Source organism: Streptomyces sp. CC208A (assembly GCF_030010625.1).
Taxonomy (GTDB): domain Bacteria; phylum Actinomycetota; class Actinomycetes; order Streptomycetales; family Streptomycetaceae; genus Streptomyces.
Window position 1 is genome coordinate 46,499 of record NZ_JASCXN010000026.1, and the last position, 20,061, is coordinate 66,559.

The 20,061-nt window shown below is 71.3% G+C and carries 21 protein-coding genes; 13 read left to right on the top strand and 8 right to left on the bottom strand.

Features of this window, described 5'->3' with window-relative positions; translation table 11 throughout:
* Positions 1–69 precede the first annotated feature (69 nt).
* The 6 genes from metG to QK442_RS25340 all read left to right on the top strand — a co-directional run bounded on the left by metG (position 70) and on the right by QK442_RS25340 (position 4,850).
* Positions 70–1,677: a methionine--tRNA ligase gene (metG, locus tag QK442_RS25315; protein WP_282696359.1), complete on the top strand. Its 1,608-nt coding sequence runs from the start codon at positions 70–72 to the stop codon at positions 1,675–1,677.
* Between the two features lie 131 nt (positions 1,678–1,808).
* Positions 1,809–2,312, top strand: a complete 504-nt coding sequence (locus QK442_RS25320) for a hypothetical protein (RefSeq protein WP_282696360.1) — start codon at positions 1,809–1,811, stop codon at positions 2,310–2,312.
* Between the two features lie 77 nt (positions 2,313–2,389).
* Positions 2,390–2,749, top strand: coding sequence for a hypothetical protein (locus QK442_RS25325; RefSeq protein ID WP_282696361.1), 360 nt, complete (start codon positions 2,390–2,392; stop codon positions 2,747–2,749).
* 73 nt (positions 2,750–2,822) lie between these two features.
* Positions 2,823–3,071, top strand: coding sequence for a hypothetical protein (locus QK442_RS25330; RefSeq protein WP_282696362.1), 249 nt, complete (start codon positions 2,823–2,825; stop codon positions 3,069–3,071).
* Positions 3,072–3,201: 130 nt separating this feature from the next.
* Positions 3,202–3,471 (top strand): hypothetical protein, encoded by a 270-nt coding sequence (locus tag QK442_RS25335; RefSeq protein ID WP_282696363.1) that lies wholly within the window; start codon positions 3,202–3,204, stop codon positions 3,469–3,471.
* Positions 3,472–3,989: 518 nt separating this feature from the next.
* Entirely contained in the window at positions 3,990–4,850 is an 861-nt protein-coding gene (locus QK442_RS25340; protein ID WP_282696364.1) for a helix-turn-helix domain-containing protein, read from the top strand.
* Positions 4,851–4,905: 55 nt separating this feature from the next.
* Here QK442_RS25340 and QK442_RS25345 read toward each other — a convergent pair whose 3' ends face one another.
* The 4 genes from QK442_RS25345 to QK442_RS25360 all read right to left on the bottom strand — a co-directional run bounded on the left by QK442_RS25345 (position 4,906) and on the right by QK442_RS25360 (position 8,636).
* Complete coding sequence (locus tag QK442_RS25345) at positions 4,906–6,111, bottom strand: M20/M25/M40 family metallo-hydrolase (protein WP_282696365.1); 1,206 nt, start codon at positions 6,109–6,111, stop codon at positions 4,906–4,908.
* Positions 6,112–6,163: 52 nt separating this feature from the next.
* The gene (locus QK442_RS25350) at positions 6,164–7,036 is read right to left on the bottom strand and encodes a DMT family transporter (protein WP_282696431.1); all 873 of its coding nucleotides are present in this window, start codon (positions 7,034–7,036) and stop codon (positions 6,164–6,166) included.
* Positions 7,037–7,201: 165 nt separating this feature from the next.
* Positions 7,202–7,360, bottom strand: a complete 159-nt coding sequence (locus tag QK442_RS25355) for a hypothetical protein (RefSeq protein WP_282696366.1) — start codon at positions 7,358–7,360, stop codon at positions 7,202–7,204.
* 268 nt (positions 7,361–7,628) lie between these two features.
* Complete coding sequence (locus QK442_RS25360) at positions 7,629–8,636, bottom strand: helix-turn-helix transcriptional regulator (RefSeq protein WP_282696367.1); 1,008 nt, start codon at positions 8,634–8,636, stop codon at positions 7,629–7,631.
* 133 nt (positions 8,637–8,769) lie between these two features.
* On the opposite strand from QK442_RS25360, the gene QK442_RS25365 reads away from it, so the two are divergent.
* Complete coding sequence (locus QK442_RS25365; protein ID WP_282696368.1) at positions 8,770–9,027, top strand: hypothetical protein; 258 nt, start codon at positions 8,770–8,772, stop codon at positions 9,025–9,027.
* Positions 9,028–9,117: 90 nt separating this feature from the next.
* Here QK442_RS25365 and QK442_RS25370 read toward each other — a convergent pair whose 3' ends face one another.
* Positions 9,118–9,552: a VOC family protein gene (locus QK442_RS25370; RefSeq protein ID WP_282696369.1), complete on the bottom strand. Its 435-nt coding sequence runs from the start codon at positions 9,550–9,552 to the stop codon at positions 9,118–9,120.
* Between the two features lie 193 nt (positions 9,553–9,745).
* On the opposite strand from QK442_RS25370, the gene QK442_RS25375 reads away from it, so the two are divergent.
* The 4 genes from QK442_RS25375 (at position 9,746) to QK442_RS25390 (ending at position 12,013) form a co-directional block, all read left to right on the top strand.
* The gene (locus QK442_RS25375) at positions 9,746–10,279 is read left to right on the top strand and encodes an SMI1/KNR4 family protein (RefSeq protein ID WP_282696370.1); all 534 of its coding nucleotides are present in this window, start codon (positions 9,746–9,748) and stop codon (positions 10,277–10,279) included.
* Positions 10,280–10,499: 220 nt separating this feature from the next.
* The gene (locus QK442_RS25380) at positions 10,500–11,003 is read left to right on the top strand and encodes an Imm50 family immunity protein (protein WP_282696371.1); all 504 of its coding nucleotides are present in this window, start codon (positions 10,500–10,502) and stop codon (positions 11,001–11,003) included.
* Positions 10,990–11,433 carry an Imm50 family immunity protein gene (locus tag QK442_RS25385; protein ID WP_282696372.1) on the top strand — a complete coding sequence of 148 codons (444 nt, stop codon included), beginning with the start codon at positions 10,990–10,992 and terminating at the stop codon, positions 11,431–11,433. Before QK442_RS25380 ends, QK442_RS25385 begins: the two co-directional genes overlap by 14 nt.
* 28 nt (positions 11,434–11,461) lie before the next feature.
* Positions 11,462–12,013 carry a GNAT family N-acetyltransferase gene (locus QK442_RS25390; protein WP_282696432.1) on the top strand — a complete coding sequence of 184 codons (552 nt, stop codon included), beginning with the start codon at positions 11,462–11,464 and terminating at the stop codon, positions 12,011–12,013.
* 247 nt (positions 12,014–12,260) lie between these two features.
* Here the strand turns inward: QK442_RS25390 and QK442_RS25395 are convergent, their stop codons facing one another.
* Together QK442_RS25395 and aspS are read right to left on the bottom strand one after the other, a co-directional pair.
* Positions 12,261–13,529: a DUF1266 domain-containing protein gene (locus tag QK442_RS25395; RefSeq protein ID WP_282696373.1), complete on the bottom strand. Its 1,269-nt coding sequence runs from the start codon at positions 13,527–13,529 to the stop codon at positions 12,261–12,263.
* Positions 13,530–13,703: 174 nt separating this feature from the next.
* Positions 13,704–15,527, bottom strand: coding sequence for an aspartate--tRNA ligase (gene aspS / locus QK442_RS25400; RefSeq protein WP_282696374.1), 1,824 nt, complete (start codon positions 15,525–15,527; stop codon positions 13,704–13,706).
* A gap of 144 nt (positions 15,528–15,671) precedes the next feature.
* Here aspS and QK442_RS25405 point away from each other — a divergent pair, with 144 nt between their 5' ends.
* Together QK442_RS25405 and QK442_RS25410 are read left to right on the top strand one after the other, a co-directional pair.
* The gene (locus QK442_RS25405; RefSeq protein WP_282696375.1) at positions 15,672–17,807 is read left to right on the top strand and encodes a SpoIIE family protein phosphatase; all 2,136 of its coding nucleotides are present in this window, start codon (positions 15,672–15,674) and stop codon (positions 17,805–17,807) included.
* 271 nt (positions 17,808–18,078) lie between these two features.
* The gene (locus QK442_RS25410) at positions 18,079–18,891 is read left to right on the top strand and encodes an MBL fold metallo-hydrolase (RefSeq protein ID WP_282696376.1); all 813 of its coding nucleotides are present in this window, start codon (positions 18,079–18,081) and stop codon (positions 18,889–18,891) included.
* Here QK442_RS25410 and QK442_RS25415 read toward each other — a convergent pair.
* Entirely contained in the window at positions 18,888–19,970 is a 1,083-nt protein-coding gene (locus tag QK442_RS25415; RefSeq protein WP_282696377.1) for an AI-2E family transporter, read from the bottom strand. The two genes, QK442_RS25410 and QK442_RS25415, sit on opposite strands and share 4 nt — an antisense overlap.
* Positions 19,971–20,061: the final 91 nt, after the last annotated feature.

The following is a 20,061-nucleotide window of genomic DNA, read 5'->3' on the forward strand; positions in this document are numbered from 1 at the left end:
CCGCCGGCCACCCCGCCCCCTGCTTATTCGATGTGAGTGGATCTTCGGACGCCCGTTAGGATTTCGACCATGGCGGCCACTGGATCCGAGAAGCAGGGGGCGAAGGCGTTCTACGTCACGACCCCCATCTACTACGTCAACGACGCTCCTCACCTGGGCCACGCCTACACGACCGTCGCAGGCGACGTGCTCACGCGCTGGCACCGTCAGCGCGGCGAGAAGGTGTGGTACCTCACCGGCACGGACGAGCACGGTCAGAAGATCATGCGCACGGCCGAGGCGAACGACGTCACGCCCCAGGCCTGGTGCGACAAGCTCGTCGAGGAGGCGTGGAAGCCCCTCTGGGAGCACCTGAACATCGCGAACGACGACTTCATCCGCACCACCCAGAAGCGTCACACCGACCGCGTCCAGGAGTTCGTGCAGGACCTGTACGACAAGGGCGAGATCTACAAGGGCGGCTACGAGGGCCCGTACTGCGTCGGCTGCGAGGAGTTCAAGCTCCCCGGCGACCTCGTCGAGGCGGAGGACGGCACGAAGCTGTGCCCCGTCCACAAGAGGCCGGTGGAGATCCTCAAGGAGGAGAACTACTTCTTCAAGCTGAGCGAGTACGGCCCGAAGCTGCTGGAGTTCTACGAGGCGAACCCGGACTTCATCCAGCCGGAGTCGGCCCGCAACGAGGTCCTGAACTTCGTCAAGCAGGGCCTTGAGGACCTCTCGATCTCCCGCTCGACCTTCGACTGGGGCATCCCGGTCCCGTGGGACGGCGAGCACGTGATCTACGTGTGGATCGACGCGCTCCTGAACTACGCGACGGCGGTCGGCTACAACGAGAACCCGGCGAAGTTCGACGAGACCTTCCCGGCGAACGTGCACCTGATCGGCAAGGACATCCTCCGCTTCCACGCCGTGATCTGGCCGGCGATGCTGATGGCGCAGGGCCTCCCGGTGCCGGGCAGGGTCGCGGCGAACGGCTGGCTGATGGTCGGCGGCGAGAAGATGTCGAAGTCGAACCTGACCGGCATCAAGCCGCAGGACCTGACCTCGCACTTCGGCGTGGACGCGTACCGCTGGTACTTCCTGCGGGCCATCGCCTTCGGCCAGGACGGCTCCTTCTCGTGGGAGGACTTCTCCGCCCGCTACACCTCCGAGCTGGCCAACGACTACGGCAACCTCGCCTCCCGCGTGGCCGCGATGGTCGGCAAGTACTTCGGCGGGGAGCTGCCGGCCTCCACGGCCGACGGCGACGCCGAGAAGGCCGTCCACGAGGGCCTGACGAAGGCGGTCGCCACCGCCGACGCCAGGATCGGCGAGGAGCTGGACTTCCAGGGCGGCATCCTGGCGGTCTTCGACTTCGTGAAGCAGGTCAACGGCTACATCACGGAGCAGGAGCCGTGGAAGGTCGCGAAGGACGACTCTCCGGAGGGCAAGGCCCGCCTGGCGACGATCCTCTACACGGCCGCCGAGTCCCTCCGCGCCGCCGCCGTCCTCCTCAACCCGGTGATGCCCGAGTCCTCCCAGAAGCTGTGGGACTCCCTCGGCGCCGAGCCGTCCCTGGGCGCCCTCGCCGACCAGCGGGTCCAGGACGCGGCCCGCTGGGGCCAGCTCCCGGCGGGCGCCACGGTGACGAAGGGCGCGGTCCTCTTCCCGCGTCTGGAGGACCCGAAGAAGGACTGACGCCCCGCCCGTCTCCCGAAGGCCGCCGCCCCACCCGGGCCGGCGGCCTTCGCCGTTCTCGAAGGACTTCCTCTCGACTTTCATGTAAACAACAGTTCCCAGGACCGAGCCTCGTAAACTACAGTTGTCACATGACGTACGCAGAGGAGATCCCCGAGGAAGAACTGACCGGCCTGGAGTCGGCGCTCCACGCAGCCCTGACCCCCCTGGCCTCCTCCCTCCGCGCCCGCGCGACCGGCCGGCCGGAGGAGGGCATGTGGAAGGGAGAGCCGGTGGACGTCGCGCTCTCCGTCCTGGCCGCCTGGAAGGTCGTCGACCAGGAGGTCAAGCGCCTCACCGCGATCGCGGCCGGCACGGCGGGGGCGTACGGCGCGAGCTACGAGCAGCTGGGCGCCGTCTGGGGCATCACCCGCCAGGGCGCCCGCAAGAAGTGGCCCGACGCGGTGAGCCGCCCGGCGCCGGGCTCCGTCGCGCTCGACCTCTTCGGCGGCCGTGCGGAGCTGTCCCCGGCCGACGACGCCTGGACGTGGACGGCGACGGCCGCCGACGGCACGAGAACCGACGGCGCCACCGCCCCCACGAAGGAGGAGGCGGCGGCCCTCGCGGGCGCGTTCCTGAAGGAGCACACCCGCTGAGGCGGCGCCGGTGTGGGGGCCGCCGAGGCGGGGTATCCCGGGCTCGGCGACGCGGAGCGGGCTGACGAGGGGCGGCGATGAGTCGGGGGAACCTGGACAAGGGCTGCCTGGCGGTCGGGCTGGTCCTCCTGCCCTTCCTCCTGGGACTCGGGTACGTGCTGGTGGTGGCGGCCTGGCGGCTCGGGCGCTACCTCTGGACCACCGGCGGGCCACGGCTCGCCGAGGGCGATCCGGCGGCGTGGACGGTCGCCGGCATGGTCCTCTTCTTCGTCGCGGTAGTGGCCCTCATCCACTGGGACGCGGGCCGGAACGGCGGACCGAACCCCCGCCCCGGACGGGCGGTCCACCAGGGCGAGGACTGGTACTGGGAGCCCGATCCGACCGAGCCCCCGCCGAAGCCGAAGCCCGGCCCCGAGCACCCGCCTCCCCGTGGCTAGGGCTGCGCGCGGAGCGCCGGGCGGGGAGCGAGAGGGCTGACGCCTTTCCGATCGTCGCCACGGCGGCCGCCCCGTGCCCCATGGCGCCGACGCCGACCCCTCCGATCCCCCGCTGATCCTTCTGGAGCCGCCCGGGGTGTCACAGGCCGCGCGTTTCCTCACGACCGTCTCCTTCGACGAGCTGTGGAACGTCGTCGGTGCCGGGTTCGGCGCCCTCGGCCGGACCAGGCGGGAGCACCTCGAACACCACCGGGACCTCCAGGCGTTCTACGGGCGGGCGGCTTCGGCCGGCCACGTCGTGGTCAAAGCGGTGTGGGCTTGAGGCAGTTGGTCCTCACTCGGCCGTGGCCGGGTCACTCGGGCGGGTGATCATGCCGGAAGCATGTGTGGGAGGGGGCCTGTCCTCCTTACCTTCGGCACGGCATCGACCACCGACCGAAGGGACGACTCCCATGGGCCACGACGTGTCCGACACCTTTCGCAGCGCCTTGCCCGTCGTCTGGGTCGACGTGATCCCCGACCTCCGCAAGATGAACCAGATCGTGGTCAGGGGCATGGACTCGCTGATCGTCATGGGCGTCGCCGTCCTGATCCGAGAGCACCCCGTCGGCGTCCCCCTCACCGTCGACGGCCTGGTGCGCCGGGCCCACCCCGACGAGCGGACCGACATCATCCGGGCCCTCCACACGCTGGAGAAGCTCGGCGCCCTCTACCGCCCCTGACCTGCGCCGTTCACCGGGTCCTCGGCGTCCGTCCCACCGGCGTCCGGCGGACCGGACGCCGGTCGCAAGGGAGATCAAATACCCAAAGAACCAGGGAGGATTACTCCCACCCACCCACCCTTGCGCGAGCGCGAGCGTGTGGTCACCCAGGAGAGTGAATATGCCAACTCGGCGTAGTTTGCGGTGGGTTGCCTGCCCTACGCTCTGCTCCAGCCGACTGTTCGCAAACATACGTCGGCCCTCGCCGGGATGGCCGTCCCAATGCGAGGGCCTACCAACTAGGAAGAAAGCCCTTCCCGATGGATACTCTCCAGCGTAGTCCGCGCCTGCCCGTGGCGTCCCGCTCCCACGCCAAAGACCACTCTTCCCGGGGTTCTTACGCCGGGGTCATCCACGAACACACCCCGCACAAGCGCGATTTCGTGGTGCTCGGGAACCACTTTGTCCGGCACCGGTCGCTCACCGCTCAGGCGCGGGGGATCGGTGCCTTCATCCAGTCGCTCCCCGAAGGCGCCCCGGTGGACATCAACACCCTCGCGCAGCACTTCCCGGAGGGCCGGACCAGCATCGCGAAGGCCCTGCGCGAGCTGGAGGCGCACGGCTACCTCCGCCGCACGGTGATCCGCATGCCGAACGGCCGCCTGGTCACCCAGACCGTCTGCTGCAACCAGCCGGCCGCCGCGCCCACCACCGACCGCCGCAGCCGCCCGCAGCAGCCCGAGCCCGACCCCGTACAGGAACCGAAGCCCGAGCCCGACCCCGTACAGGAGTCCGTACCGGTTCCGACCCCCGGCCCGGAGGCCGTACGGGAGCCGGAGCGCGCCCCCGCGCCCGAGCCCGTACGAGAGCCGGAACCCGGCCCCGTACCGCCGCCCGCACCCGCGGCCCGCCCCGGCCACCGCCCCCTCCCGCCCGTCCCCCAACCGGGTTTCCACGCGCAGGAGCTCCTCCGCATCGCGCTCGATGTCGTCCTCGGGCTGCGGGAGGCCGATCCCCGGCTCTACTTCTCCGCCGCCGACGCCGAGCACCTCGCCCCCGGTGTCGGCGCCTGGATCGAGCGCGGGGCGTCGCCGGAGAGCATTCGGCACGCCCTGACGACGGAGCTTCCCGATCCCCTCCTCCGGCCCGCCGCGCTCCTCGCCCACCGCCTGAGCGTCCACCTGCCCCCGCTGCCGAGCGTCCCTCCGCCGTCCGCGCCCCGGCCGATCCAGTACTGCGAGACCTGCCACAACTGCTTCCGGGGCGCACCGGCGGACCGCTGCCCCCGCTGCGGCGGCGCCGCCTCGGAGCCGTCGGAGTACGTCCCCGAGACCGAGGAACAACGACGGCGGTACGGGTGGGGCTCCCGCGCGCGGACGATGCCCCCGGACACAAGGTGAACCCGTGCCCCGCCGGGCAGGGGCCGACGGGGCAACCGGGGACTCGGTCGGGCGGTCAGGCCGCCACCAGGGTCTTGGACAGGAGCTGCGGGAGCATGGACTCGCCCGTGCGGATCACCGCGTCCAGGAGGGCCTGGGTGCCGAGGATCAGGTGCTCGTCGGCCGTGTGCTCGCGGTTGGAGTGCGAGAAGCCGCCCGTGGAGGGGACGAAGAGCATCGCGGTGGGCAGCCGGGTGGAGATCACCGAGGCGTCGTGTCCCGCGTACGACACCAGCGGCGCGCACCGGTCGGTGCGCCGGCGGCACACCTCCTCCACCATGCCGTACACCTGCTCGTCGAAGACGGCGGCGGGCTTCGCGCTGGTGCGCTCCAGATCCGCGACGCACTCCTCCTCCCTGGCCACGAGGAACAGGAAGTCCGTCAGGGAACGCTCGATCGCGTCCAGCGCCTCCTCCGTGCGGGCGCGTACCTCCAGTTCCACGCGGGCCGCGCCGGGTACGACGTTGGCGGCGGCCGGGTCGAAGGCGATGACCCCCGCGTTGCCGATGGAGGCCGGGTCGGCGTCCTGGCAGATGCCCTTGAGCTCGGCCGCGACCCTGGTCGCCACGCGGCCCGCGTCCTGCCGGAGTTCGAACGGGGTCGTCCCCGCGTGGTTGGCCTGGCCGGTCACCGTGATGGTGTAGCGGCGCACGCCGACGATGCCGGTGACGGGCGACAGGTCGAGGCCCGCGCGTTCCATGCGGGGACCCTGCTCGACGTGGAGCTCGATGTAGGCGAACAGGTCCTCGGCGTGCGGGTCCCTGGTGAGCGCGGTGGAGCCGGTCAGCCCGCCCCTGCTGCCCTCCATGACGCCCTCCTCGTCGAACCACGCCACCGTCTCCACGTGGTCGGCCATGGGGTGGTCGTGCTCGTGGAGGGTGCGCAGCACCTCCATGGCGGCGATCACGCCGTACGCGCCGTCGAGATGGCCGGCCGCGGGCACCGTGTCGGAGTGGGAGCCGATCAGCAGCCACGGCCCCGAGGTGTTGAGACGGCGGGAGAACACGTTGCCGGTGTCGTCGTAGTAGGCGTGCAGGCCGGTGACGCGCATGGTCTTGTCGATCCAGTCACGGGCGGCCATGTCGGCGTCGTTCCCGGCGATCCGGTGGATCGCGCCGTCGGCTCCGGCACCGATCTGGGCGAGGCGGTTGAGGTCCTTCAGGAGGCGGTCGCTGTCGATCTGCGGCTGAAGGGAGTGGGTGGAGTGGGTGGAGGCGGGCACGGTCTTCTCCAGGTAGGTCGAGGGAGGAAACAGGTCGGTGGCTGGTGGTCCGCTAGCGGCGGGACGAGGAGAGCGCGACTCCCGCGATGATCAGGCCCATGCAGGCGAACTGGGCCACCGTGGACGTCTCGCCGATGGTCAGGAAGGCGAGGATCGCGACGCACACGGGCTGGAGGTAGTAGATGACCCCGGCCCGGGTCGCGCCGATCAGCTCCACCGCCTTGTTCCACACGAAGAACGCCAGCGCCGACGACGCGACACCGATGTAGCCCAGCGCCGACAGACTGCTGCCCGTCGGGGTGAACCCGCCTTCCACCGCCAGCGAGACGGCCTGCGCGGGCACGAGCATGACCAGGCCGAACAGGACCGTCGCGGCCAGGAACACCACCGCGGGGATCTCCTTCGGCTTGCGCTTGAGCAGCGCGGAGTAACCGGCGAAGGTGCACATGGCGGCGACCATCCACAGGTCACCGACCGCGAAGTCGAGGCCCAGCAGCGCCGTGACACTGCCCTTGGAGACCAGCGCCACCACGCCCACCAGGGCCAGCAGCATCCCGAGGACGCGGATCCGGGACAGGCGCTCCCCGCCGAACGCGGCGAACACCGCGATCAGTACGGGGGAGGCGGCGGCTATCAGGGCCAGGTTGGTGGCCGAGGTGGTCTGCCCCGCGATGTAGATGAGGGTGTTGAACAGGGTCATCCCCAGCAGGCCGACCACCGTGATGTACCCGGCGTGCGCCCGGATCGCCCGGCGGTGCTCCCAGAGCCCCCGGGCGGCGAACGGGGCCAGGGCCAGCAGAGCGATGGTCCAGCGCCAGAACGCGGTCTGGACCGGCGGGATCGTGTCGGACAGGGCGCGGGCGATGACGAAGTTCCCGGACCAGATGAGGGTCGCCGCCCCCGCCAGGAGCGGGCCGAGCCACACGGCGGCCCGCTTGGCGGTGCTCGCCGGCGGGGCGGGGGCGGGGGTGGGGGTGGGGGTGGAGGTGGGGAGGGTGGTCGGTGTGACGCTGGTGGTGGTCACCGGGGTCGCTGCTCCTTCGGTGGGTGTCGGGACGGTTCGGTGGTGGTGGCCGCGTGGGGTGGCGGCTCAGCTCCAGCCCGCGCTGTCCCCTGTGTCGGCACCGGTTGCCTGAACGGTGGTCGCCGTGGGCCGGGCGTCGGTCTGTACGGCTCCGGCGGCGCCCGTCAGTACGGCGACCAGCGCGGCGACAGAAGCGACGAAAAGGGCGGCGAACGGGCGGAACATGGGCATACTCCTGCACGGCTGTGGGCGGTCGAGGTCAAGGAATGTCCGCCCGGCCGTCCCGCTCCGCTCGGTTCGGTGAGCTCGTGGCCGGGCAGGACCTACGTTGCCGTGCCGGCGGAGGCGCCCGGAAGGGATCAGGGCAGGCAGCATGTGCCCCGGCAGGCTCATGCCTGCCCGCGACCGGCAGCCCCGCCACCGACAGCCCGTCACCGACAGCCCGTCACCGGCAGCCCCGCGACCCGCCACCCCGCGCCCGTCCGCCCCCGGCTCACCGCCCCAGCCAGCCCCGCCTCTCCGCCAGCATTCCCGCCTCGAACCGTGACCGCGCCCCCAGCCGCTGCATCAGCGAGGCCATCATCCGCCGCGCGGTGCGCACGCCGATGCCCAGGTGCCGGGCGGCCACCTCGTCCGTCATGCCCTGCCCGAGCAGCTTGAGCATCTGGCGCTCCTGCCCGGTCACCTCCTCCTCGCTCCGCTCCTGTTCCCGCTCCCGTCCCCGGTCCCCGTCCGTGCCGAACGGCGCCGCGTGCTCCCACACCGCCTCGTGCAGGGCCGTCAGGGCCGTGATGACCCCGGGACCGGAGAACTGCACCGCGCCGGCCGCGGTGTTGGCCGGGTCGACGGGCAGCAGCGCGGCCGTGTCGTCGAACAGCACCATGCGGATCGGCAGCACGGGCACGGTACGTACCTGGCCTCCGGACTCGGTCAGCCACCGCGCGTACCGGAAGGTGTCCTGGTCGTTGCGTACGGAGTCCTGGTACAGGGTGCGCATCGCCACCCCGCGCCCGAGCAGGGCCGCGTCGAGAGGCTTGGATGCCTCCAGCTGTGCGCGCGGCTGGGCTCCGCCCGGGTGGAAGGAGAGCAGCAGCCGCCGGCAGGAGTGGGTGAGGTGTTCCAGGCGGTCCTGGATCCGGTCGATCGACGACAGCTCCTCGTAGCGGTGCTCCGCGCCGCCCTCCGCGGCCTGCGCTTCCAGGAACTCCAGCGCGGCGGCCTGCCCGGCCGCGAACTCCTCCTGGACGCGGCGCACTTCCTCCTCACGGCGGGCCAGCAGGATCTGCACCCCGACGTCGAGACCGACCGGCCGCAGGACCGAGGAGTCGGAGAACCGGGGCCGGAGCAGCCGCAGTTCGGTCAGCCGGTCGAGGGCGGCGCGCACCTCCCCCTCGGACCTGGCCAGATGGACGCCGATCTCCGCAACGCCCCAGTCCGGCTGGTCGAGCATCGTGCGGTAAACGGCCTCCGACGTCGTGTCGACGCCAAGCGCGGACAACACAGAATCCCCCGTTGCCATGTACGTGTCGCGCGCCCGACGGAGATTTTTCCACGTCGGGCAGGAAACTGCCCAGCCCCTTCCTGCCAGGCAGGACCCCTGCTGCGACACGTACCGCGCGGACAGGCTGACGGTCATGCGTATTCCCGTCGTGACCATCGCCGATCTCCGCCGCACCGTGCCGCCGCCCCGCGGGCTCACGGACATCCTGTGGGCGCTGTCCCGCCCGGCGGACGGCATCGAGCACATCCACGTCGCCGCCGCCCCGGGGAACGCGGTGATCACGTACTTCCTGCGCGCCCCCGACGACCGGTCGGCCGTCGCGACGGCCAGAAGAGTGACGGACCGGGCGATCAGCCAGGCCCCGTCCCTCCACGGCTGGCACCGCCTGTGACACGGCCGGCCGCGCCGTGGAATCCGCCCGGTACGGACGACACCCGCCCTCCCCCGGGCGCCACCCTCGTGACCGGCCCCGTGACCGCCCTCAGTCGAGGCAGAACTCGTTGCCCTCCGGATCGGTCATCGTGATGTGGCCCACCTCCAGGCCGCCCGGCTCGATCCGGTACAGCCGCTTCGCCCCCAGCGCCTCCAGTCTGCCGGCCTCCGCCTCCAGCGCGGCCATCCGCTCGTCGCCGGTCAGGCCGGGTGCCGCGCGCACGTCCAGGTGCACACGGTTCTTCGCCGTCTTCCCCTCCGGCACCCGCTGGAAGAACACCCGCGGCCCCTTGCCGTCCGGATCGACGAGGGCCGACCGGCTGTCGTGCAGCTCCGGCGGCACCCCCCACGCCGTCAGCGCAGCCTCCCAGTCCGCGAAGCCCCCGGGCGGCGGCTGCACGACGTACCCCAGCGCCTGAGCCCAGAACTCCGCCTGCGCCGCCGGGTCCGCGCAGTCGTACGTCACCTGGAATTCCTTGGACATGCTCTCGCCTCCGATCACTCGAAACCGTCACACGCACCGGCCCGGGCCACCCCCCACCCGTCTCCCGGACCGCACCACCATCGTCACACCCCCCTCTGACAATCCACCGCCGACAGCGCCACGGGGCAGCAGAACCACAGGTCAGAAGGGGTACGGTGGCGGGCAGCGTGCCCCTTCCCTCAAGGACCCCGTCATGACCGACAGCATTGCGCGCCTCCTCGACATCGCCCCGGCACCCGGCGCTCCCCGGCCAAAGGACTGGGGCGAGATCGAATGCGGCCTGGGGTGCGGACTTCCCACCGACTACAAGAAGTTCATCCACCTCTACGGAGGAGGCCACTGGGACGAATACCTGTACGTCCTGGAGCCCGGCTGTCCCAACGTGCACTACGACCTCGTCACATGGGCGAGGTGCCAGGCCGAAGACCTGCAAGACCTCTGGGAGTTCGAGAGGAAGCCGGTGGAGCTGGAGGCCGAGGGGGCCCGGGTCGTCCCTTGGGCCACCACGGACAACGGCGAATGCCTCTACTGGCTCGTCCATCCGGGTCTCCATCCGGATCACTGGACGGTGATGGTGAACGAGGCGCGGGGCGAACGGTGGGAGCATTTCCCCGTCTCCTGCACCCGGTTCCTCGCGTCCTGCCTCGACGGAGAACTGCGCTCGGGACTCCTTTCCTCCTCGTTCCCGCTTGCCGTGCACGAGTTCCGTGGGTTGGGTGCGGCGTGACAATGCGAGGCGGCGTCACTGACCTCGTCCACACCTCCCGAAGGGAACCGGCAGTACGTACAGGCGGTTTGGACAGCACTTCCAAGGGCGCCCGACGTGGCATGGTCATCCGCTGCGCGCGGTTCTGCATCGTCTCCGTCTGCTTCTCGCCGCTTCTGAGCGCAGCCGTACGATGATGAGCGGAACGGGCGGGCGCCCGGCTGCGAGGAGCTCTGCCACCATGCCTCTGAACTGGGTCGACTTGCTGGTGGATCCGAGAGACCTGCAAGCGCTCTATGGAGCCTTGCCGCCGTCGGGGCCCCTCGTCGTCCGGTCCGTCCACCTGAGTCGATACGGGCCCGCGCTCACGCTGCGGGCCGACTTGCCCACTTTTCCTCCGCATCCTCTTCCGGAGTGGGAGGAAGCGGGCTTCGACCGCATTCAGTGCCATCTCCAGTTCCTCGCGGTCGAGCGTCTGGAGATGCGGGGGTGGGCCTCTTCGGCCACGACCGACCTCCGCATCGAGGAATCGGGCGTGCGCAGAATCCGGGTGACTGCGGAGTCGTCCTCGTTCGCCCTTTCCTTCGAGGCTTCCGATGACGTTCTCATCGGTCATCTGAGTGCCTTCTCCGTGGGGTCGGACGAAAGGGACAGCGGGCCCCGGGGGTTCTTCCGGAAGGTCGACTCCCGAAGGTTCGACACCCTGCCTGATCTCAGTGAAAAGACCTTCTATGAGCGGCTCTGAATGGGTCGGCCTGTTGGCCGGCAACGACGGTGTCCGGGAGAGGTTCGGGGCCCTTCCCGGTCTTGACGCGTGCGACCTCTTCCACTGCCTCATCGACGAGCGGGGTGTCAGCGTCACGCTCGGGTTCGACGTGCGCCCCGCGCCTCCCGCCCTCCTTGAGGAATGGAGGGAGAAGAAGGAGGCCAACGCCTTCGAGTTCTTCCTCACCTTCACGTCGGTCACCGATCTGTACGTCTCAGGGTGGGGAGGAAGCATGAGGCGATCGGTTCAGATCCTCCGCGCACCAGAAGACGGAGGGATCGCGGTGACGGTCGAGAGCCCGACGGAGCGTCTCGCGTTCCGCGCTCAGGAGGCGGCGATCTCCCGTGCCAGGACTTATCTCGCCTCCTCAGCGTCCATCGCCGAGGCGGCTTTTCGAGGGGGGAGTTGAGGTGGTGTCGGGGAAGGTCGTCATCGAGATGATCCCGGCCGGGGAACGGCTGGAGCTGGTGCCTCTGGAGGTGGGGCACGCCGAGGAGATGACCGTAGTGCTGGGAGATTCTGCTCTGCATGCGTTCATCGGGGGTACGCCGGAAAGCTTCGAGGAGTTGCGGGCCCGGTATGTGCGATGGGCCGCCGGGGCGCCCGAGGCCGGCACCACCTGGTGCAACTGGGTGATCCGGGCGCGGGACGAGGGGCGGCTCGTCGGGACCGTGCAGGCGACCGTCGCGGACGGCGTCGCCGAGGTCGCCTGGGTCGTCGGAGTCGCCTGGCAGGGTCGCGGGTACGCCTCCGAGGCGGCTCGCGCGCTCGTCGGGTGGCTGCGGCCCCGGGTCCGTACCGTCGTCGCGTGCATCCATCCCGACCACGCCGCCTCCGCCGCCGTCGCCCGCGCCGCCGGGCTCGTACCCACGCATGAGGTGTGCGACGGGGAGGTGCGGTGGGTGTCGGTGACCACGAGCGCAGCGGTGGACAGCGTGGCTTCCTGCGGCCGTGGGCCCTCCGGGGCGGGCCGTGCATCCCCTTGGTGAATCCCGTGCCGTCCGTGGGGCGGCCCGCGCTCAGCGGGCGAAACAGGCGCGGACGGAACCCTCTGGGGCATGAGGCCGCGGCCACCGGCGCCGGCAAGGCGGAGCCCGTTCGACGGGTCCTCGCCCTGCTTCTGGACTCCTCGCCCGGGGCACAGATGGGCAGCGGAGCGTTTCCCGTCTTCGACAGCGGACTTCCACAGTCCGCGGACGCCGTCCATGCACTCGTGGGGCCAGGCGGTGACGGCTGTCAGGCCCACGGGATCGTCAGCCACGGACTGGTCGGGTCCGTCATCAGGACGCGATGGGTGCGGAGGCTCTCCTCGTACCAGTCGCCGAACTCCTCCTCGTCGAACTGGAGACACCGGCCCAGTGCATACGACGCGGAGAAATCCGCCCACGAGCGGTAGTTGACCTGAACGAGGCGGCCGGCGCGGATGACGGCCGACTCGGCCTCCGCCACGCTGCCCAGCCGGGTGGCCACGCCCCACCGCGCCATCGCCGAGGCCCGGCCGTAGTCCCACGCGTCGACGCTGCGGATGTACGCGCCCTCCGCCAGGAGTCCGTCCGCGCGGAACCGCGCCTCGTAGCGGGTGATGCGGCCGATGAGCCGCTGGACACCCGCCACCTCGGATTCGAGCGTGGCGGTGGAGGTGACGCGGCCCTGCGTCACTCCGTCGGGCATGAGCCGCGGCTGCGCGGCCTCCTCGGCACGCGCGCGTATCACGCGCTCGGCCGCCTCCCGCCAGTGGTCGGTCGAGACCGGCCCCGCGAAGTCCCGCGCCATGGCGTGACGCAGTTGCAGGACGAACTCCCAGACGCTGCTGACCATGTCCGCCCGCAGCAGCCGTTCCAGCGCGTCGAGCCATTCCGCACGGTCGGTGATGCCCCACCACCGGTCCAGCGCCTTCTTCTCCTTCACATACCCCCCGCCGTGGTTCGCCAGCGAGTTCCAGAACTGGCCGTTCTGGACGAAGAGTTGCGCGCCGACTCCCAGCCCGAAGGCCACCTGCCCCTGCCGTGGTCCACCCACCTCCAACGTGTGAACGGCGTACTGGGCCAGCCCGTGGGTCCTTTGGCCCCTCGCGTCGTGGTGCCACCGCCACAAGGCAAGGCCTTCCGGGCTCGCCGGTATGACGCCCTCGCACGGGCTGCCCGGATTCACGACGAGGTACGGCGGCTTGGTGGGTCCCCACCTCTCTGCGAGCCACCCCAGGTCGCAGGTGTCGAAAACCGGATCCGGAACGGGTGCGGGCAGCATTCCGGCGGTGTAGACGGCCAGGCAGTCCGAACGTGTCCCGGGATTCCACGTGGGGTGCCAGTAGAACGTGTCGGGTTCGGCGTCCGACAAGGTGCGGGACTGCACCACGTACAGGTCAGCCTGCGCCACCAGGTCGTAGTAGGCGGGCCAGTCGCCGCGCACGCGCGCCTCGTACAGCCCGCGTTCGATGGCGCTGGGCGCCTGCCAGCCCTGCAGCGCGGGCTGCTGTCCCGGTCCAAGACTAGCTGTAGCGTCCATGAACCAGATGCTACGAGCCAGGGCCGAGCACCCGCGCCGCCGTTCTCGGTCAGGAGGCGAGGTGACCGTGTCCTCCGTCGGACCGCCCGCGCTGCCGGGGCCGTACCCCACCCACGGACGGGGGCCCGGAACCGTGCGTACGGTTCCGGGCCCTCGTTCACGCGTCCGTCAGGGTCAGCGCGCCGCGTCCGGGTGCACCGACTCCGTGATCGGGCGGTCTTCCGGCTTCGCGGCCGGCTTCTCGACCGGCTTGCGGAGCTGGATGTTCAGTTCGCGGAGGCGGGACTCCTCCAGCTCGGTGGGGGCGCCCATCATGAGGTCCTGGGCGTTGCCGTTGAGCGGGAAGGCGATGGTCTCGCGGATGTTGGGCTCGTCGGCGAGGAGCATGACGATGCGGTCGACGCCGGGGGCGATGCCGCCGTGCGGCGGGGCGCCGTACTGGAAGGCGCGGAGCATGCCGGCGAACTCGGTCTCGACGGTCTCGCGGCTGTAGCCGGCGATCTCGAAGGCCTTGAACATGATCTCGGGCTCGTGGTTCCGGATGGCGCCGGAGGAGAGCTCGATGCCGTTGCAGACGATGTCGTACTGCCAGCCGAGGACGTCCAGCGGGTCCTGGGTCTCCAGGGCTTCGAGGCCGCCCTGCGGCATGGAGAAGGGGTTGTGCGAGAAGTCGATCTTGCCGGTCTCCTCGTCCTTCTCGTACATCGGGAAGTCGACGATCCACGCGAAGCGGAAGACGTTCTCCTCGAAGCGGCCGGCGCGCTTGGCGGCCTCGACGCGGACCGGGCCCATGATCTTGGAGACCTCGTCGAACTCGCCGGCGCCGAAGAAGACGGCGTGGCCGGGCTTGAGGCCCAGGCGCTCGGTGAGGACCTCGACGTTCTCCTCGGTGAGGAACTTGGCGATGGGGCCGGTGAGGGCGCCCGCCTCGCCGACGCGGATCCAGGCCAGGCCCTTGGCGCCGAGCGAGACCGCGTAGTCGCCGAGGGAGTCGAAGAACTTGCGGGGCTGGTCGCCGGTGTCCGGGACGGCGAGCGCGCGGACGTGCTTGCCGGCGAAGGCCTTGAACTCGGAGTTCTCGAAGACGTCGGTGAGGTCGACGAGCTCCAGGTCGGTACGGAGGTCCGGCTTGTCGTTGCCGTACTTCAGCATCGACTCGCGGAAGGGGATCCGCGGGAAGGGGGAGGTGACGTGGCGGCCGCCGCCGAACTCCTCGAAGAGCTCCGTCATGAGCTTCTCGATCGGCTGGAAGACGTCCTCCTGCTCGACGAAGCTCATCTCGACGTCGAGCTGGTAGAACTCGCCGGGCGAGCGGTCGGCGCGGGCGTCCTCGTCGCGGAAGCAGGGCGCGATCTGGAAGTAGCGGTCGAAGCCCGAGATCATGAACAGCTGCTTGAACTGCTGCGGGGCCTGCGGGAGCGCGTAGAACTTGCCCGGGTTGAGGCGGGAGGGGACGACGAAGTCACGGGCGCCCTCGGGAGAGGTCGCGGTGAGGATCGGGGTCGCCATCTCGTTGAAGCCGAGGGCCGTCATCTTGGAGCGGATGGCGGCGATGACGGCGGAGCGCAGCATGATGTTGCGGTGCATGCGCTCGCGGCGCAGGTCGAGGAAGCGGTACTCCAGGCGCCGCTCCTCGTTGACGCCGTCGTCGGCGTTGATGGTGAAGGGGATCTGCTTGGCGGCGCCGAGGACCTCGACCTCGCCGACCTCGACCTCGACCTCGCCGGTGGGCAGCTCGGGGTTGACGTTCTCCGCGCCGCGCGAGACGACCTTGCCGTCGACGCGGACGACGGACTCCTTCGTCAGCTTGTCGAGGGCCTCGTAGGCGGGGGTGCCGGGGCGGGCGACGAGCTGCGTGATGCCGTAGTGGTCGCGCAGATCGATGAAGAGGATGCCGCCCAGGTCGCGCCGATTGTGCAGCCAGCCGCTCAGCCGGACGTCGGTGCCGACGTCAGAGGCGCGGAGCTCGCCGCAGGTGTGGGACCTGTACCGATGCATCGTCGTTCATCCAGTCTTCGGGATCGAGAGGGAAGTCTCGGCCCGGACAGTGCCAGGGCCGCCCCCAGCCTACCGGCCACCCAAAGATCGCGATTCGAATACTCTCGGTGGCGACCCCGAGTCCGATATTCATAAAGTAGGGCAATGCGCACCGAGGACGTCCTGGCCGCGATCGCCACCGGCCTGTGGCGCTGGGACAACGCCTCCGGGATCGTCTCGCTCGACGCCGAGGCCGCCCGGCTGCTCGGGCTGCCCGCCGAGCCGGTGCGGCTCACCGAGGCGGCGGTGCGGTCCCGTTTCCATCCGGTGGACTGGAACGAGATCGACGGCGTGATCAGCCTGGCGGTGGCCGAGGGGACGCTCGCCGAGTCCCGGCTGCGGGTCATGGACGGGCAGGGCCGGGTGCTCCGTACGGTACGGAGCCGGTCCAAGCCCCTGATCGAGGGAAACGACTACCGGCTGGTCGGCACGCTCCAGGAGGTGGCGGGCCCGCAGCCGGGGACGGCCGGGCCGCACACGCCGATCACGGGCGACTGGCGGCGCTCGCGCGAGGCGTTCCTGCTCGACGCGGGGCGGGCCCTCGCGGAGGCGCGGTCGACGGCGGAGGTGCTGCGGGTGGCGGCCTCGCTGTCGATGCCGGGGTTCTCGCCGGACGGGCTCGCCGTCTTCGGGATGTCGGGCGACCGGCTCACGGTGATCGGGCACCACGGGCAGCGGGACGGCGACGAGGGCCCCTTCACCTCGATGTCGCTGGCGACGGACTACCCGGCGGCGGAGGTGGTGCGGACCGGGCGGGCGGTCTACCTGCCGTCCCCGGAGGAGTACCGGCGCCGCTTCCCGACGACGTGGCCGCTGGCGGAGCGCTTCGAGCGGCAGTCGTGGGCGTTCGTGCCGCTGGTGGTGGCGGGGCGGACGATGGGCGCCTGGATGGCGGCCTTCAAGCACCCGGTGGCGTTCACGCCGGACGAGCGGTCGGTGCTGACGACGGTGGCGCGGATGCTGGCGCAGGCGCTGGCCCGGGCCGGGGTGGCGGAGTCCGAGCGGGAGCTGTCGCTGGGGCTCCAGCGGACGATGATGCCGGTGCTCGGGCCGGGAATCCCGGGGATCCGGGTGGCCGCGCGGTACGTGCCGACCGGCGGCGGGCTCCAGGTCGGCGGCGACTGGTACGACATGATCCGGCTGCCCGGCGGGACGGGCGGCGGCACGACCGGCACCCCCGGCCGGATCGCGCTGGTCATCGGCGACGTCCAGGGGCACGACGTGCGGGCGGCGGCGCTGATGGGGCAGCTGCGGATCGCGCTGCGGGCGTACGCCTCCGAGGGGCACCGGCCGGACGCGGTGCTCTCGCGGGCCTCGCGGTTCCTGTACGGGGTGAACGACGGGTACGAGGGCGAGGAGGGGGCCGCGCCGGGCGGCGGGCCCCGCTTCGCGACCTGCCTGTACCTGGAGGTGGACCTGGCGACGGGGACGGTGGACATCGCCCGCGCGGGCCACCCGGACCCGGCGGTCCGCATGATCGACGGAACGGTTCTGCTGAGGCCGACGGCCGGCGGCCTGCCGCTCGGCATCGACCCCGACACCGACTACCCGACCACCCGGCTCACCCTGGACCCCGGCGAGACCCTGATGATCTGCACCGACGGCCTCCTGGAGACCGGCGGGCACGACCTCGACAGCGGCTGGGAGCGGGTCAGACAGCTCCTGGAGCAGCACCGGGGCGACGACCTGGAGGAGCTGGCCGACACCCTCGTGGAGGCCGTCCACGGCCCCGGCTCCCACCACAACACCGGCCCGCTCGCCGACCGCCGCGAGGACGACATCGCCGTCCTGCTGCTCTCCCGTCTGCCGGCGACGACGGTACGGGAGACCCCGCGCCGCACCCTGATGACGATCGCCCAGGCGGAGCCGGAGCGGATCGCGGAGGCCCGCGAGCAGGTCCGGCAGCTGCTGCACGACTGGACCGACGGCGACCAGCTCGACGCGGCCGTCCTGATGGTCTCCGAGATGGTCACCAACGTCCTCGTCCACACGGACGGCGACGCCCTGCTGACCGCCGAGGTCGCCTGCGGCGAGAAGGCCCGCCGGCTGCGCGTCGAGGTCTCCGACACCAGCGACGAGCTGCCGCACAGGCGCCACCCCGGCGAGATGGCCTCCAGCGGCCGCGGCCTGGTCCTGATGGAGATGCTGGCGGAGGCGTGGGGCGTGGAGCCGCGCGGCGAGGGCAAGACGATCTGGTTCGAGCTGACGGAGCCCACGGGGCCGGAGGGGTGCTGCGGGTAGGGACGCGCCTTGCGGAGCTCGTACGGCCTCCGGGGCCGCGCTCGTACGGAGGTGATACTTGCCCCTCCGGAGCCGCGTCCGCACGGAGGTGGTACGGCCTCCGGAGCCGCGTCCACACGGAGGACGTACGGCTCCCCGCCCCGTCCGTACGGCTCCCGCCGACTCCGTACCGCTCCCGTACGCGCGCGCGTGCGTCCTCCGCCGCGCGGTCCCGCCGCCCGCGGCGGAGACTGGTGTCGTACGGCCGCCGGGGGGGACCACGGAGCTCGCCATGGACACCCACAAGGTCGGCGGTGACACCACCGTCCTGGCCGACAGCCTGGACATACCAGGAATCGGACATGTCCCCGTCAACGCGTACGTCCTGACAGCCGCCGAGCCCGTCGTCGTCGACACCGGCCTGTCGGTCGAGGACCGGGACTTCGTCGCCACGCTCGCCGGGGTGATCGACCCGGCGGACGTGCGCTGGATCTGGCTCACCCACCCGGACCGGGACCACACGGGCGGGATCTTCGCCCTCCTGGAAGCCGCCCCACGCGCGCGCGTGGTGACCACTTTCCTCGGCTTCGGCATCATGTCCACCGAGCGGCCGCTGCCGATGGACCGGGTGTACTTCCTCAATCCGGGGCAGTCCCTGGACGTCGGGGACCGCGCGCTGCACGCCTTCCGGCCGCCGCTCTTCGACAACCCGGCGACCGTCGGCTTCTACGACGACCGGACCCGGATCTGCTTCAGCTCGGACTGCTTCGGCGGCCCGATGCCGACCGCCGAACTCGCCGAGAGCGGGCACGCCAACGACCTGAAGCCCGAGGAGCTGCGGGGAGCGCAGCTGCTGTGGGCGACGATCGACAGCCCGTGGGTGCACGTGGTGGATCCGGAGAAGTACCGGGCGACCCTGGCGCCGCTGCGGGAGCTCGCCCCGGAGATCGTGCTGTGCACCCATCTGCCGCCGGCCGTGCGGATGTCCGACCGGATGCTGGGGACGCTGGCGATGGCGCCGGACTCCGACCCGTTCGTGGGCCCCGACCAGGCGGCTCTGGAGGCCATGCTGAGGTCCTTCGAACCGGGCGGCGCGCCGGTCTAGGCCGTCTCCTCCGGCGCCGCGCCGGAGCCGTACCGGGCCCGGAGTTCGCCGAGGATGCCGGTGGCGGCGGCGGTGAGGGGGACGGCGAGGAGCATGCCGAGGATGCCGGCGACGGAGGCGCCGGCGGTGAGGGCGAGCAGGACGGCGGCCGGGTGCATCTGGACGGTGCGGCTCTGGACCATCGGCTGGAGGACGTTGCCCTCGATGGCCTGGACGGCGAGGACCACGCCGAAGGTCCACAGGGCGATGACGAAGCCCCGGTCGGCGAGGGCGACGAGGACGGCGACCGCGCCGGAGAGGAAGGCGCCGAGGTACGGGATGTAGGCGGTGACGAAGACGAGCGCGGCGAGCCCGACCGCCCCGGGCACCCGGAGGACGAGCAGGCCGATGCCGATGAGGACGGCGTCGACGAAGGCGACGAGGGTGGTGCCGCGCATGAAGCCCTCGACGGCCTCGAAGGCGCGGCGGGCCATGGCCTCGGCGGTGTCGCCGGTGCCGGCGGGGACGAGGGAGCGCAGGGAGCCGACGGCCCGGTCGGAGTCGCGGAGGAAGAAGAAGATCAGGAGGAGGGCGAGGACGGCGGTGGCGAGCATCTGCCCGACCACGCTGAGCCCGGAGATCACCCCGGAGGCGGCGGTCCCGCCGAACTTCTCCAGGAGCCGCCTGGCGTTCTTCGCCAGGTCCTCCAGCGAGGTCCCGGCGGCGCCGAAGTGCTCGGCGATGTCGACGGCGGCCCGCCGCAGCGAGGCGACGATCTGGTCGCCGGTCTCGATGAGCGCGGCGACGACGATGTACGTGGCGCCGCCGACGACCACGAGGACGGCGGCGACCGTGATCGCCGCCGCGAGCGACTTCCGCACCTTCACCCGCAGCAGCCGCCGGTAGAGCGGCCTGAGCAGCGCCGTCCCCAGGATGGCGAGCAGCACGGGCGTCACGGCCGTCTTGAAGACCACGCACAGCCAGACGAACACGGCGGCGACCCCCGCGACGAGCAGCACCACGACGCACCAGGCCCCGAGCCTGCGGGCGGGCTCGGGAAGCAGGGGCTCGGGAGGGAGCGGCGCTCGGCTCGTCTGCACCCGTCCACCGGACCACGCCCGCCGGCGTGTCGTCGCGCGCTGACGGGCCGCTCGGGTGATGTCCCGTCAGTGGCACCCCATGGTGGCAATA